This window comes from Enterococcus sp. DIV0294 (genome assembly GCF_050558155.1).
Taxonomy (GTDB): Bacteria; Bacillota; Bacilli; order Lactobacillales; family Enterococcaceae; genus Enterococcus; species Enterococcus faecalis.
On the sequence record NZ_CP187889.1, the window covers coordinates 879,456 to 893,393 of the forward strand.

Below are 13,938 nucleotides of genomic sequence, written 5' to 3' on the forward strand. Positions count from 1 at the left end.
TCGAGGAGGATTCAATGAAATCTCGGAAGGAAGAAATCTTAGCGTTACTTCAAAAAAATGAAACTGGCTTAACGGCAGGAGCGGTAGCAGAACAGTTAATGATTGATCGCAGTAATGCCAGCCGTTATTTAAATGAATTATTCAAAGAAAAGAAAATTACTAGAAGTACTGGACGTCCTGTTATCTATTCAGTGCCAACAATCAATGAAGGAGAACAAGTCCATGTAGATGAGTCCACCTCTGTTAGTTTTGACACATTAGTAGGTGCCAATGATTCTTTAAAAGTGAGTATTCAGCAGGCCAAGGCGGCTATTTTATATCCACCAAGAGGTTTGCATACGATTATTTTTGGGAAAACAGGAACAGGGAAATCTCTTTTTGCTGAATGTATGTACCGTTTTGCCATTGATTCAAAAACCTTAGATGAAGATGCCCCTTTTGTCTCTTTTAATTGTGCTGATTATGCACAAAACCCACAATTATTATTTGGTCATATCTTTGGCGTAAAAAAAGGCGCCTATACTGGTGCGAATGAAGATAGTCCAGGCTTAATGGCAAAAGCAGATGGCGGGATTCTCTTTTTAGATGAAATTCATCGTTTACCGCCAGAAGGTCAAGAAATGCTCTTTACGTTTATTGATAAAGGCGTGTACCGTCCATTAGGAGAAAGTGGTCAAACCTATGAAGCCTCTGTTCAAATTATTGGTGCGACAACGGAATCCTCAGAAAACTTTTTAACCACTTTTAATCGGCGGATTCCGATGTCGATTACATTACCATCTTTAGATGCACGGACGCTAGATGAGCGTTATGCCATCATTTCGTTATTTATTCAGCAAGAGGCAACACGTTTGGGCCAACAAATTGATATCGAACGCGAAGCAGTTTTGGCTTTTATGTTATACGATGCAGAAGGAAATATTGGTCAGGTGAAGCGGGACTTAAAATTAGTTTGTGCTAAGTCATTTCTTTATTATCGGACGCACAATTTAGAACATTTGGTTATCCGTAAACGGGATTTGTCGTTACCTGTCCAAAAAGGATTATTAAAAATTAAAGAAGTACCTGAGCGCTTGGATCAATTTGTCGACAGTAAAAGTAATTATTTATCTTTCCAACCAGGTACTAACAAAATTGTTTGGTCCCAAGATCCAGCTAGAGACATGCAAGTTTACAATGAAATCGAAGAAAAAGTCGCTGACTTGTCTGAAGCTGACTTAGAAAATGTTGATTTAGAAGAATTGATTTCTAAAGATATGAATGCGTATTTTAAAAATTATGTCGAAGAATTAACCCAACATTCTTTACATAAGGAGTTACTACCAGAAGCTATTTGGGACTTAACGAATCGTCTTTATGATATCGCAGAAGAGCGTTTGGAACACACGTACAACGAAACTGCGCGCTTTGCCTTTGCGCTTCATTTACAAAGTACGATTGAACGAGTCAAAGAAGGTCATGTGATTGTCCATCCTGATTTAAATAATGTCCGTAAAAACATGAAAAAAGAATTTCAAGTAGCCTTAGATTTATCTTCTATTATTGAAGAAGAGAACAACATAGAGATTCCTTTCGATGAAATTGGCTTTATTAGTATGTTTTTATCTATTAATGTCGGTAAAGAAGAAAGAACTCCAGAAAATAATGTTGGTGTGTTCGTCTTAATGCATGGGGATTCTACTGCCTCAAGTATGTTGAAAACCGCCCAAGAACTTTTAGGAACGTCAATCGGAACAGCGATGAATATGCCGTTAACGATGGAAGTTCAAACAATGTATGAACAATTACGAAACCAAGTAATTACGCAAAAAGAATCGTTAAACAATGGGATTTTATTACTGACGGATATGGGTTCATTAAATTCGTTTGGAAATATGTTGTTTGAAGAAACAGGTATCCGAACGAAGGCGATTACAATGACGAGCACAATGATTGTCTTAGAAGCTATTCGAATGGCAAGCGTGGGACGAAGTTTAGAGGACATTTACCAAAATATTCAACTTTCTTTTGAAAGCGTTGTGAGAGAACAATTTCGTTCTAGTCTGCAAAAACGTCAAAACGTAAAAAAAGCAGTAATCGTGACGTGCTTTACAGGAGAAGGGGTCGCCGCAAAACTATACCAACGAATCTTACCCGTTATTGATGAAACAAAAGTAGAACTGATTCAAATGCAATTTATTGAACGAGAAACATTTAAAAAACATATCGACAACTTGATGGAAGAATATGAAATTAAGGCCATTGCGGGAACTGTGGATGTTGAATATCAAAATATTCCCTTCTTTTCCGTCTATGATATTTTTGATGATGAAAAATTAAATGTATTGAAACGGATTGCTAGTGATGAAGTGGCGATTGATACAATTGTTCATTCCCTAAGTGGCGTTATTACTTCTGTGGACTCCTTACAAAAATTAATTCTCATGTTACAAAAAACAGTTCATCAAATACAAACAGACATGCATATTATTGTTGAACCAGGGGTGGATGCCGGAATCATGATTCATTTGGCTTTTCTGGTAGATGCTTTAATTAAAGGAGAAGAAGCAAGAACTTTTCCAAACTTAGCGGAATATGTTAAAACACATCGTTTAGAAATCGATGTCGTACGCACGAATTTTATGTTAATTGAACGGGCGTATCGTGTGACGATTCCAGAAGCGGAAGTTGCGCATGTTACCCAAATGTTTTTAGAAAATGAAATTAAAAGTAAACAATAATAAATAAAAAAACATCAAGAAATGAGAAAACGCTCTCTTTTTTCTTGATGTTTTCTTTTTGTAAGTTACACACAATTTCATGTGTGTAAGCGTTTTCTTTTAGTGTGTGCACGCTTTTTTTGATGGTGAAAGCTGTTATATCAGCATTTTAATAAGGAAAAAACTTGGCACAATTATTGCTATAAATAAAGTGTATAACGTCATAACTTTTAAGGAGATGAAGAAAAAATGGCAAAAAAAACAATTATGTTAGTTTGTTCCGCAGGAATGAGCACAAGTTTATTAGTAACAAAAATGCAAAAAGCAGCAGAAGATCGTGGCATGAAAGCAGACATCTTTGCAGTATCGGCTTCTGAAGCAGATACAAACTTGGAAAATAAAGAGGTGAATGTTTTACTTTTAGGTCCACAAGTTCGTTTCATGAAAGGGCAATTTGAACAAAAATTACAGCCAAAAGGGATTCCTTTAGATGTAATTAACATGGCAGACTATGGCATGATGAATGGCGAAAAAGTTTTAGATCAAGCAATCTCATTAATGGGATAAGGAATTAAAACGTTTAAGAAAAGTGAATAGCAAATAAGGATAGTGCATGTTACCAAAGGTTTTATTTTGTACGCTCGATTCATTCGTTTAATGAGGCTACTGCCTTTTTAATAAATATAAATGGATACAGGAGGAATAAAAATGAACGGATTAATGGCATGGATGGAAAAATATATCTTACCAACTGCCGCAAAAATTGGTGCACAGAAACATCTGGTGGCATTAAGGGATGCTTTTATTGGTACATTACCTGCGACAATGGCTGGATCAGTCGCCGTAATGATTAACGCAATTATTCGAGATCTTCCCCAAGAGTTTGTCTCAACTTATGCGGCAAGTTTGGAAGCAGACAAAGGTATTTTTGCAGTATTGAATGTCATCATTGGGATTAATGGTTTTGTTTGGAATGGTACATTGGCTATCGCTGGTTTGATTTTCGCTTTTTCTTGGGGCTATAACTTAGCGAAAGCATACAATGTGAATGAGCTAGCTGGTGGGATTGTGAGTTTAGCTACCTTAATTTCAGGTGTTGCTTTTGCACCAAATAACACAGCTGAATTAGCTGTAAAAGTGCCAGAAAAGATTGCCAACGCAATTAATGGGGCAGAAATTGGTGCGTCAATTGCTAATAATCAATTGACTGTCAATCCATGGGGTTGGTTAAATCTCAATCATTTAAATGGTAACGCTTTCTTTACAGTGATGATTATGGGCGCTTTATCAACCATCATTTTTTGTAAATTAATGCAAGCGGATTTAACAATAAAAATGCCTGATTCTGTTCCACCAGCAGTTTCAAAAGCGTTTGCGGCAATTTTACCAGCAACAATCGCATTGTATGTCGTAGCAATTATTAACTTTACGGTGTCAAAACTTTCAGGCGGTCAATTATTAATTGACTTAATTCAAAAATATATCGCGGAACCGTTCCTTGGGTTATCACAAGGACTAGGAGCTGTGTTAATCGTAACGGTTTTTGTTCAAATTTTCTGGTTCTTTGGTATCCACGGGCCAAACGTTTTGGCACCAGTTCTTGAAGGCATTTGGGGACAAGCACAATTAATCAATATTGATATTTTCCAAAAAGGTTATGAAGGAAAAACAGGAACGGCTGCGGTTTTAGCCGCTATTGACGACGGTAAAGCCTACATGTGGGTCCGTGGTTCGTTTGATGCTTTCGCTTGGTTTGGTGGTTCAGGCGGTACAATCGTCCTAATTATTGCAATCTTGTTATTCTCCAAACGAGCAGATTATTTAACAGTCGGTAAATTATCATTAGGACCTGGGATCTTTAATATCAATGAACCGATTATGTTTGGTTTACCAGTTGTTCTGAATCCAATTATGTTTATTCCATTTGTAATTGCGCCATTAGTTGCTACTACAATTGGCTGGGTTGCAACGTATCTTGGGCTAGTCGCACCAGTTTCTCAACAAGTCGCATGGGTGACACCGCCGTTGCTATTATCTTTCTTAGCGACAGGTACCGACTGGCGCGCACCAATCGTAGCGTTGGTATGTATGGTAGTCACTTTCTTGATTTGGACACCGTTTGTTATCGCTGCTAACAAAATGGATCCTGCATTAGGCGAAAGTGAGCAATAGGCAATAAAAACAGCAATTACTTGTATAGAAAGGAGCGAGCGGCATGATTTCGATTGCAAGTGCAATGAAGCAAGAGGAAATTATTACTTTATTAGAGGCATATCAAGGGGAAAATAAAACATTTACTTTTAAAGAAAAGAATGGTATTAAGTTATTTTTTGAAGTTGAAGGAGACCCTGAAACTGCTGCACAAGTTGCAAAACAGCTGATTAAGGAACAACCTTGGGGTGGCGTTTTATACTTCCAAGCAACGGTAGTCTAAAAAGATAGGATGGATGAAAATGATTAGAAATGGATTATTTTTATGTAGTATTGGCTTCTTGATTGTTTTGTATTCGTTGAATCCCAGCTCCTTAAACTATGATTTATTAAGTCTGACAACGGGGATTTTTTTCATTGGACTTGGTGGTTACCTGTTTTTTAAAGGAAAAAAAGTTGCTGAAGAAGAGGCGACAAAGGATGAGGTGAAACGGTAATGGAAATTACGAAAACATTAACTATTTCAGCAGATGAATTTTACACGCAATTAATGAATTCTGTTATTTTTGATATCCGTAAGCAAACAGGCAAAACTCTTACAAGAAAGCAGTTACGTAAGTTTGAATACATCAAAGAATATAGTAAAAATAGTCGCGCGAAAATAGTTATTGAAGAAGCTGTAGAAAATAAGACCTATCAATTTCGAACATCCACAACTAAAAATGATTTCTCGGTGCGGTATGAGCTCCAGCCAATTGATGAAAAAAGCTGTGAACTGCGTTATACAGAAACAATGGTTTCTTATGGGGCGTTACAAAAACTGAATGATGCAGTATTAGGTATCTTTTTAAGTTATTTTAAAAAGAAACAGTTTTATAAAATGCTTAAAATGATGGAAACTGCTTAAAGGGAAAAATCGGCTTTTGTCCAGTTGATTCTCTTCAGCTTTAGAAAGTGAGCGATGAGTCGTTTCGACTTATCGCTCACTTTCTTTTGTTGCCCTATTATTTTGGAAACGCACACAAAAAAGCTGTGTGTAATCGTTTTATTTTTAGTGTGTACACGCTTTCCATATCAAGAAACGTTGTCATATCAAGGTTTTTAATCTGTTAAAACTTGGCACGCTTCTTGCTTATATAAAGGTGTAAAGCAAAACAAAGAGAATTTAGGAGATGAAGAAAAATGGCAAAAAAAACAATTATGTTAGTTTGTTCCGCAGGAATGAGCACAAGTTTATTAGTAACAAAAATGCAAAAAGCAGCAGAAGATCGTGGCATGGAAGCAGACATCTTTGCAGTATCGGCTTCTGAAGCAGATACAATCTTGGAAAATAAAGAGGTAAATGTTTTATTATTAGGCCCACAAGTTCGTTTCATGAAAGGACAATTTGAACAAAAATTACAACCAAAAGGGATTCCTTTAGATGTAATTAACATGGCGGACTATGGCATGATGAATGGCGAAAAAGTTTTAGATCAAGCAATTTCATTAATGGGATCATCAAACTAGAGCAGAAAATGGGGTAGAGGTAATGGACGGACAACAGAACTTAGAAGCAATCATGGGTTTAATCATGTATGGCGGAAATGCTAAAAGCGATGCAATGGAAGCGATTGCCGCAGCAAAATCGGGGGATTTTGAATTAGCAGACAAAAAAATTGCAGATGCAGAAGAATCACTTGTACATGCACATCATTCGCAAACAGGAATGTTAACAGAAGAAGCAAAAGGCAATAACATGCAAGTAACATTGTTAACAGTGCACAGTCAAGATCATTTAATGACTGCGATTGCATTTACAGATTTAGCAAAAGAAATTATCGATCTTTATCGCCGTATTGATAACGAGTAATCTCGTTGTCAATACGTCTTATAAGAAAAACGCGCTTGAGAAAGCGTTAATTAGGAGGAATAACAATGGACGGATTTGTTCAATGGATGGAGAAACACTTTATGCCGAAAGCGTCAGTAATCGCAGCGCAACGGCACTTGGTAGCAATTCGTGACGCGTTTGTCGTAACGATGCCATTAATGATTTTAGGGGCTTTGGCGGTATTAATTAATAATATTCCAATTCCAGGATATGAGGACTTTTTAAACAAAATTTTCCCAATGATGTATAACGATGCACCAATTTGGAAAAGCTTTGGTGGTAACATTTGGAACGGTACATTCGCAATCTTTGCCGTTTTAGTAGCCTTTTTAGTAGCACACAATTTAGTTAAATCTTATGGAAAAGACGGCATTGCAGCCGGTACAGTTTCTGTAGCTTCATTCTTCGCAGTTGGCGGCTTAGAAGGCATGGGCGCAACTGGATTATTTATTGCTTTGATTATTGCACTTATTTCAGGAGAACTATTCCAACGTTTATCTGGCAATCCTAAATTAGTTATCAAAATGCCTGATGGTGTACCACCAGCAGTAGCAAAATCATTTGCGGCATTATTACCAGCAATGATTACGATCAGTTTATTTAGTTTAATCACATCAATTCTATTTGCTTTAGGAATTGACAATATCGTTATTTCATTCTATGAAGCAGTTCAACAACCATTTATGGGACTTGCAAACAGCTACCCATCAGCATTATTGTTAGCTTTCATTACACCATTCTTGTGGTTCTTTGGTTTACATGGTGCCAACATGGTTGACCCATTAATGCAAACAATCAACGTACCAGCGATTGATGCGAACATTAAAGCTTTAGAAGCAGGTAAAGCAATTCCTTATATTGTAAACAAACCTTTCTTTGATTCATTTGTAAACTTAGGTGGAACAGGGGCAACATTAGGTCTGTTAATTGCTATCTTTATCGTAGGTCGTCGTAACAAACCATACAAAGTCATTACAAACTTAAGTTTAGCACCAGGACTATTTAATATTAATGAACCAGTCATGTTCGGTTTACCAATTGTTTTAAACCCAATCATGTTTATCCCATTCATTTTAGTCCCAATGGTTCTTGTAACTGTTGCGTATGTGGCGACAGCAACTGGTTTAGTACCAGCTGCAACCTTTATGCCACCTTGGGTAACACCACCAATTATTGGCGGATTTTTAGCAACGAAGAGTATCGCCGGCGGAGTTTTAGCAGCTGTTAACTTATTGATTTCTATTTTGATCTATATGCCTTTCGTAAAAGTAGCAACAGATCAATACTTGAAACAAGAAGCAGCCGCAGAAGCAGCTGAGTAAAAAATCGAAGGATTGAATCGTCCGGACTCTTACGGAGGGTTCAATCTTTTTTTTAATGATTAAATCGTAAAGGAGCAAACAACATGAAATATCAATTTCCAGAAAATTTTTGGTGGGGTTCTGCAGCCAGCGGTCCTCAAACAGAAGGCGTTTTTGAAGGTGATGGTAAAGGTCAAAACATTTGGGATTTTTGGTATCAAGAAGCGCCAGAAAAATTCTTTCAACAAGTCGGTCCAGATAAGACCTCACAATTTTATAAAAAATACCAAGAAGATATTCAGTTAATGAAAGAAACGGGACATAACTCTTTTCGAACATCCATTCAATGGAGCCGTTTAATTCCAGATCCTACAACAGGGAAAGTCAATCAAACAGCAGTTGATTTTTATAATCAAGTGATTGATGATTTATTAGAACACGGGATTGAGCCCTTTATGAACTTGTATCATTTTGATATGCCGATGGTACTTCAAGAAAAAGGCGGTTGGGAAAGCCGTGAAGTGGTCGATTTGTATGTTGACTTTGCCAAAACCTGTTTTGAATTGTTTGGCGATCGCGTGAAAAAATGGTTTACGCACAATGAACCAATTGTACCAGTTGAAGGTGGTTATCTCTATGGCTGGCATTATCCTGATAAAGTGAATCTAAAAGAAGGGATTCAAGTACTCTATCATGAAGCTTTAGCTAGTGCCAAAGCGATTGCTGTCTATCATTCTATGAACTTATCAGGTGAAATTGGCATTATTTTAAACTTAACGCCGACTTATCCTCGTGATGAGCACAACGAAGCCGATGTAAATGCGGCTAAATTTGTCGATGGTTTCTTTAACCGTTCGTTTTTAGACCCGGCTGTTAAAGGTCATTTTCCAGAAGATATGGTTGCTTGGGTGAAAGCAAATGACTTGTTGCCAGAAACAACACCAGAAGATTTAGCAATAATTGCTGAAAATACTGTGGACTTATTAGGAGTAAACTACTATCAACCACGTCGTGCCAAAGCAAAAGAAACACCTGTTGAAACACGACCAGAAGGCTTACTTCCAGAAGATTTTTATGATGTCTACGATATGCCTGGCAAAAAAATGAATCCTTACCGTGGCTGGGAAATCTACGAAAAAGGTATTTATGATACATTAATGAATTTAAAAGAAAATTATGGCAACATTCGCTGCTACATTTCAGAAAATGGCATGGGCGTAGAAGGAGAAGAACGCTTTGTCAATGAACAAGGAGTCATTGAAGATGATTATCGGATTGAATTCGTGCAAGATCACTTGAAATGGGTGCATCAAGCGATTCAAGAAGGTAGTAATGTTCAAGGATATCATATGTGGACGTGTATGGATAACTGGTCTTGGCTTAATGCCTATAAAAATCGTTATGGCTTCATCGCTGTGGATTTAGATGATGATGCGAAACGGACCATTAAGAAAAGCGGTCGTTGGTTCAAAGAAATGACAGCAAATAACGGCTTTTAGAAAGAGAACTGTTTCTGTGATAAAATGAATTGATACAATGTGCGAGGAGGAAAGAAAATGACAACTAAAAGAGTCAAAAAAATGGGCAAAGAAGAAATGAAAGAGATGTTTGATCTTGTCATCTATGCTTTTAATCAGGAACCCACGGCGGAACGCCAAGAACGTTTTGAAAAATTGTTATCACATACGCAAAGCTATGGCTTCCTAATTGATGAGCAATTAACAAGTCAAGTGATGGCGACACCTTTTCAAGTGAATTTCCATGGTGTCCGCTATCCCATGGCTGGAATTGGCTATGTGGCTTCTTATCCAGAATATCGTGGTGAAGGCGGCATCTCTGCTATTATGAAAGAAATGTTGGCTGATTTAGCGAAACAAAAGGTTGCCCTTTCTTACTTAGCACCGTTTTCATATCCATTTTATCGTCAATATGGCTATGAACAAACATTTGAACAAGCAGAGTATACAATTAAAACGGAAGATTGGCCACGTGTTAAACGAGTTCCAGGTACCATTAAACGAGTTTCTTGGGCTGACGGTAAAGAAGTCATTAAAGACGTATACCTTGAAAATCAAAGAGCGCACTCTGGTGGTGTGATCCGTGAAACTTGGTGGCTGGATTATACGCTGAATCGTGCCAGTAAACCAAATAATCAAGCGATATATTATTCGTCAGAAGGGAAAGCAGAAGGCTATGTGATTTATCGGATAGCTGCTGGCACCTTTGAAATCGTAGAATGGAACTATTTAACTAATACAGCTTTTAAAGCTTTAGCTGGGTTTATTGGCTCACATAGTGGTTCCGTTCAATCATTCCATTGGATTAATGGTTTTGCTGGAAAAGATTTAAATGATTTAATGCCAACGCCAGCAGCTTCTGTAAAAATTTTACCTTACATGATGGCACGAATCGTTGAGTTACAAACATTTCTTGAAAAGTATCCATTTCAATCAGGAGAAAAAGAAACGTATTCTTTAGAGATTGAAGATTCCTATGGGCCATGGAATGAAGGTATTTGGACAATCACAATTGACGAACAAGGAAAAGCGACAGTGACTAAAGGTGCTGTGGAAAAGGAAGGGACTGCTGCTTTGAAAGCAGATATCCAAACGTGGACGCAACTATTCTTGGGCTATCGTTCAGCAGAGACGTTATCTTTTTATGAACGCTTGCAAGGAGACGCAACGACAGTTCAACGTTTAGGCCAACGTTTAGTCAAAGGCATGCCAATTTTAGAAGATTATTTTTAAAAGTGTGTTTATTCGCAAAAAATGACAGAACCTACTATAATAAAAATGTAAAAAGAATTATTTTAGAAAGGTGATGGGGACAATGGCGAAAACGAAACAAGAAAAAGTTGCACGCAATAATAAAATTGGGCAATATATAGCTATTGCGACAGGACTTTATTATTTAGGAAAAATGATTCTTGATCGGCGGCAAAAAAAATAATAGATAAAAGAACGACGTGTTTCACTGAAAGAAAGTATCTCGCATAATTATTTATGCAGGATACTTTCTTTTTGTCTATTGACAGATGTAGTGAAGACTTCTAAAAAAATACATGTTGTGGAAAGGAAAAGGCTTTTATAGAGATAAAACAAAAACTGTCAAGAAATGAATTTAAGTATTATCCGGCAGAACCCAAGGTAAACCTCTCCGAATATTGGTAATATTCTCGGCGTAAATATTATAACTTTATGTCGTATAGAAGAAATAGTAATAGTAACTTCTATATTTTTTGATATACTTATTAAAGTAAGGAGAGGAAAGTATGAATATAAGTATAGATTTAGGCAATTTCTGGGAAATGCTGAGCGGGTTAGGTACATTTGGAGCGGTTTGTTTATCAATGTGGATTGTTAGAAAAGAAAGCAAAGTGAAAATTCGCTTACTATTGAAAGAAGAACTCAAAAAAAATAAAGATAACCATAGTTCATTTAGTAATGGTGATAGTTTATTAAAAATATGTGCATATAATTCTGGAAAAACAACCGTAGGAATTGCTTTTATAGGTTTTGGTGTGGGAACTAAAAAGAAATCATTTTCAATAAAAAATCTCATGAAAAATAAAAAGGAAATAAAAACTTATATTAAATATGTAGATCAAATATTTGATATACCTAAATTGGAATTGATAGAACCAGGTCGTATTACGGAAGAATATACTATAGATAAATTGTATTTATATAATACAGGCAGAAAATATGTTGAAGAAAGTGGAAATTTAAAAGTGTATGCAGAATTTTTAGATTTCAACGGAAAACAGTATATAAAAGAAATTGAAATCGAAAAACCTGATCTTTAATTGGAGGAGGTACTTTTGTGTAGAATTCTACATTTTAGAGATAGCTCCTAACATTTGTCGTTACGACAGTAAATATATTTTATTCTACATACTATAAAGGCAAGCACAGAAGAATACAAAATAAGTATTCTAAAAATAGAAAACAATATGTATGATAATAGAAATCGCTGGAGACGTAGTAACGCTACTTAGAAAGTATCCTTATTCAAAAAGAGGTTTGAGATAATAGTATACGAGGCTATAATAAGGTTTAAGAGGACATTTTAATTTAGTAATAGCTGTGTTTTAGATGGAACTATAAATGAGGATTCGAGTTTGAAAGAATTGTAAAACACGATCAATATGTTATTAGTTTTTATCAGATTTTAGATGAATATACTGAAGAATATAGAAAGCTAAATAATAACTTAATATGAAACAGAGTTCTTTAGAAGCATCTATTTGGTATAGAGATATTTGTCTATGAATTTAACCATAAGTATTTAAGTAATAATCGTTTAGTACAAATTTTTATTATATTGAGTGAGTATGCCTTTGTTACTAAAAAACTTAGGTTGTTTTCGTGGATTAATTAAATATTTTAAAATTATTCTATATAGGAGGCAGTTATGAATTATGATGATGAATTGTTTTTTGTAGAGCATTTAGTATCAAACGTAGATACTGAATTGTATCTTATTCAGAGAAAAAAAGATGGAGTACAGTTAAAGCTACATGTGGGTGGAACTGCGTATCGAGTTGTTGATTTAAACAGTAATATTCAGAAGTTCTTAAAAAAACAAATAGAGTATGGAAAAAGATTGATAGATATTTTGAATGAAGATGCAGAAGTTGTAATTAAATCATTTGATGTTGAAAATAACATGTATAAACCATTAAATGATGAGCTGCTTAAAACTATCACAAATAAATTTAAGTAAACAAACGATTAATATAGCTATACCCCATTCAAAATGTAAAATGAATTTTAAAAATTTTTAACTTAGCACGTCCATTATGGTCGTGTTTTTTTATAATTTGTATCACTTTCTATTGTTGAAGAGTGTCAAATTATTCGTTGAAATATGCAAATTTGCATTTTATTTTATTGTATATAAATTGTTATAATTCAAACAAAAAGGAGTTTATAAAAAAGTGGATAAATACTGGGATATTTTTAAGGCACTATTTTCTATTGGTGCAGTTGGTACTGGTCTGAAATTCTTGATAGATAGAATTTGGTCTACGGATATAGAATTTGATTTAGAAAACAACTATGGTCGAGCATTTCGAGAATTGTTTAATTATGTTTTATTTACTTCGTACGTACTATTCATAGGAGCGCTACTGTTTTCTTATATGTTAGGTGATTTTTTTGGAAATAAAAAAATTGATGTAATTACTGGAGCTCATTATAGTTTTAATCAAATAGAATTAGACAAACTTTTAAAATTAAGGTATCGAAAACTACTCTATCTACTTTGTATATCATTAGCATCATTGATTTTTGGTATATATTATGCATTAAGAAATTTTTGGTATTATAATTATAGAAGAAGATCATATGTACTATTGGGAGGAGAAACTTATTTTGTTAAAAAAAGGATTTTAAAAAATAAAGTACTATTAACGAATGATAAAGGAAAATATAGGATTATAAATTTAGAGAATTTAGAGAAAACGGACTTTATAAAGGAAACATCTAGTGAACGTAATAATAAAAGGTATATCTCATATTATAATAATTTTCAGAAAAGAAAAAAATGGAGTGAAAAAGATGTATTAAGCAAGATATTTTTTATACTTCTTCTTTTATTTGTTGGAGTAATTATATATTTGTTTGATGTCATTCAAGAACACAATATTTTTTATAGAGTGGGCTTGGGAGTTATGTTTTCTGTGGTTGCTCTTTATAATTATTATCAATACAAATGCGGAAAGAAAAAATTAGAACATATGCAAACAGTTCATTTTACTTTATCTTTTTTACCTAAAAAAGAATAAAAAAATATTCTATTAATTATGTTTTTAAAAGACTATTGGTGTGGTGGATTTGTCTGTGTAAAGGTCTGTATCTTTAGTCAAAACTATGTGTATTTAATGGAATAGGCTAGTTTGCAAAATCCT

Annotated in this window: 14 protein-coding genes; all 14 read left to right on the forward strand. The window is 35.0% G+C overall.

Features of this window, described 5'->3' with window-relative positions; translation table 11 throughout:
* The first annotated feature begins 14 nt into the window (after positions 1 to 14).
* The 14 genes from IGJ20_RS04400 (at position 15) to IGJ20_RS04465 (ending at position 13,815) form a co-directional block, all read left to right on the forward strand.
* Positions 15 to 2,720 (forward strand): sigma 54-interacting transcriptional regulator, encoded by a 2,706-nt coding sequence (locus IGJ20_RS04400; RefSeq protein WP_002355912.1) that lies wholly within the window; start codon positions 15 to 17, stop codon positions 2,718 to 2,720.
* 228 nt (positions 2,721 to 2,948) lie between these two features.
* Positions 2,949 to 3,266, forward strand: a complete 318-nt coding sequence (locus IGJ20_RS04405) for a PTS sugar transporter subunit IIB (protein WP_202522401.1) — start codon at positions 2,949 to 2,951, stop codon at positions 3,264 to 3,266.
* A 141-nt stretch (positions 3,267 to 3,407) separates the two neighbouring features.
* Complete coding sequence (locus tag IGJ20_RS04410) at positions 3,408 to 4,871, forward strand: PTS sugar transporter subunit IIC (protein WP_430605257.1); 1,464 nt, start codon at positions 3,408 to 3,410, stop codon at positions 4,869 to 4,871.
* A 43-nt stretch (positions 4,872 to 4,914) separates the two neighbouring features.
* Positions 4,915 to 5,133: a hypothetical protein gene (locus IGJ20_RS04415; protein ID WP_202522402.1), complete on the forward strand. Its 219-nt coding sequence runs from the start codon at positions 4,915 to 4,917 to the stop codon at positions 5,131 to 5,133.
* Positions 5,134 to 5,146: 13 nt separating this feature from the next.
* Entirely contained in the window at positions 5,147 to 5,347 is a 201-nt protein-coding gene (locus tag IGJ20_RS04420) for a DUF3188 domain-containing protein (protein ID WP_002355916.1), read from the forward strand.
* Positions 5,347 to 5,757 carry a DUF3284 domain-containing protein gene (locus IGJ20_RS04425; RefSeq protein WP_002355917.1) on the forward strand — a complete coding sequence of 137 codons (411 nt, stop codon included), beginning with the start codon at positions 5,347 to 5,349 and terminating at the stop codon, positions 5,755 to 5,757. The genes IGJ20_RS04420 and IGJ20_RS04425 overlap by 1 nt, the downstream gene beginning before the upstream one ends.
* Positions 5,758 to 6,032: 275 nt before the next feature.
* On the forward strand, positions 6,033 to 6,359 hold the full coding sequence (locus IGJ20_RS04430) for a PTS sugar transporter subunit IIB (RefSeq protein WP_202522403.1): 327 nt from the start codon (positions 6,033 to 6,035) through the stop codon (positions 6,357 to 6,359).
* A gap of 22 nt (positions 6,360 to 6,381) precedes the next feature.
* Entirely contained in the window at positions 6,382 to 6,702 is a 321-nt protein-coding gene (locus IGJ20_RS04435) for a PTS lactose/cellobiose transporter subunit IIA (RefSeq protein WP_002355919.1), read from the forward strand.
* A gap of 65 nt (positions 6,703 to 6,767) precedes the next feature.
* Complete coding sequence (locus tag IGJ20_RS04440) at positions 6,768 to 8,045, forward strand: PTS sugar transporter subunit IIC (RefSeq protein ID WP_002355920.1); 1,278 nt, start codon at positions 6,768 to 6,770, stop codon at positions 8,043 to 8,045.
* An 83-nt stretch (positions 8,046 to 8,128) separates the two neighbouring features.
* On the forward strand, positions 8,129 to 9,523 hold the full coding sequence (locus IGJ20_RS04445) for a glycoside hydrolase family 1 protein (RefSeq protein WP_202522404.1): 1,395 nt from the start codon (positions 8,129 to 8,131) through the stop codon (positions 9,521 to 9,523).
* A 57-nt stretch (positions 9,524 to 9,580) separates the two neighbouring features.
* Positions 9,581 to 10,774 carry a GNAT family N-acetyltransferase gene (locus IGJ20_RS04450; RefSeq protein WP_002378142.1) on the forward strand — a complete coding sequence of 398 codons (1,194 nt, stop codon included), beginning with the start codon at positions 9,581 to 9,583 and terminating at the stop codon, positions 10,772 to 10,774.
* 524 nt (positions 10,775 to 11,298) lie between these two features.
* Positions 11,299 to 11,832 (forward strand): hypothetical protein, encoded by a 534-nt coding sequence (locus IGJ20_RS04455; protein WP_010824491.1) that lies wholly within the window; start codon positions 11,299 to 11,301, stop codon positions 11,830 to 11,832.
* A gap of 608 nt (positions 11,833 to 12,440) precedes the next feature.
* On the forward strand, positions 12,441 to 12,752 hold the full coding sequence (locus IGJ20_RS04460; RefSeq protein ID WP_010824492.1) for a hypothetical protein: 312 nt from the start codon (positions 12,441 to 12,443) through the stop codon (positions 12,750 to 12,752).
* 214 nt (positions 12,753 to 12,966) lie between these two features.
* Positions 12,967 to 13,815, forward strand: coding sequence for a hypothetical protein (locus IGJ20_RS04465; protein WP_048949407.1), 849 nt, complete (start codon positions 12,967 to 12,969; stop codon positions 13,813 to 13,815).
* The last annotated feature ends 123 nt before the right edge of the window (positions 13,816 to 13,938 follow it).

What these genes read in the sequence shown, in the direction of transcription:
- IGJ20_RS04420 (WP_002355916.1), top strand. Translation starts at nt 5,147, where the DNA reads ATGAAAATGATTAGAAATGGATTATTTTTATGTAGTATTGGCTTCTTG.
- IGJ20_RS04410 (WP_430605257.1), top strand. Translation starts at nt 3,408, where the DNA reads ATGAACGGATTAATGGCATGGATGGAAAAATATATCTTACCAACTGCC.
- IGJ20_RS04460 (WP_010824492.1), top strand. Translation starts at nt 12,441, where the DNA reads ATGAATTATGATGATGAATTGTTTTTTGTAGAGCATTTAGTATCAAAC.
- IGJ20_RS04400 (WP_002355912.1), top strand. Translation starts at nt 15, where the DNA reads ATGAAATCTCGGAAGGAAGAAATCTTAGCGTTACTTCAAAAAAATGAA.
- IGJ20_RS04435 (WP_002355919.1), top strand. Translation starts at nt 6,382, where the DNA reads ATGGACGGACAACAGAACTTAGAAGCAATCATGGGTTTAATCATGTAT.
- IGJ20_RS04455 (WP_010824491.1), top strand. Translation starts at nt 11,299, where the DNA reads ATGAATATAAGTATAGATTTAGGCAATTTCTGGGAAATGCTGAGCGGG.
- IGJ20_RS04450 (WP_002378142.1), top strand. Translation starts at nt 9,581, where the DNA reads ATGACAACTAAAAGAGTCAAAAAAATGGGCAAAGAAGAAATGAAAGAG.
- IGJ20_RS04425 (WP_002355917.1), top strand. Translation starts at nt 5,347, where the DNA reads ATGGAAATTACGAAAACATTAACTATTTCAGCAGATGAATTTTACACG.
- IGJ20_RS04405 (WP_202522401.1), top strand. Translation starts at nt 2,949, where the DNA reads ATGGCAAAAAAAACAATTATGTTAGTTTGTTCCGCAGGAATGAGCACA.
- IGJ20_RS04445 (WP_202522404.1), top strand. Translation starts at nt 8,129, where the DNA reads ATGAAATATCAATTTCCAGAAAATTTTTGGTGGGGTTCTGCAGCCAGC.
- IGJ20_RS04415 (WP_202522402.1), top strand. Translation starts at nt 4,915, where the DNA reads ATGATTTCGATTGCAAGTGCAATGAAGCAAGAGGAAATTATTACTTTA.
- IGJ20_RS04440 (WP_002355920.1), top strand. Translation starts at nt 6,768, where the DNA reads ATGGACGGATTTGTTCAATGGATGGAGAAACACTTTATGCCGAAAGCG.
- IGJ20_RS04430 (WP_202522403.1), top strand. Translation starts at nt 6,033, where the DNA reads ATGGCAAAAAAAACAATTATGTTAGTTTGTTCCGCAGGAATGAGCACA.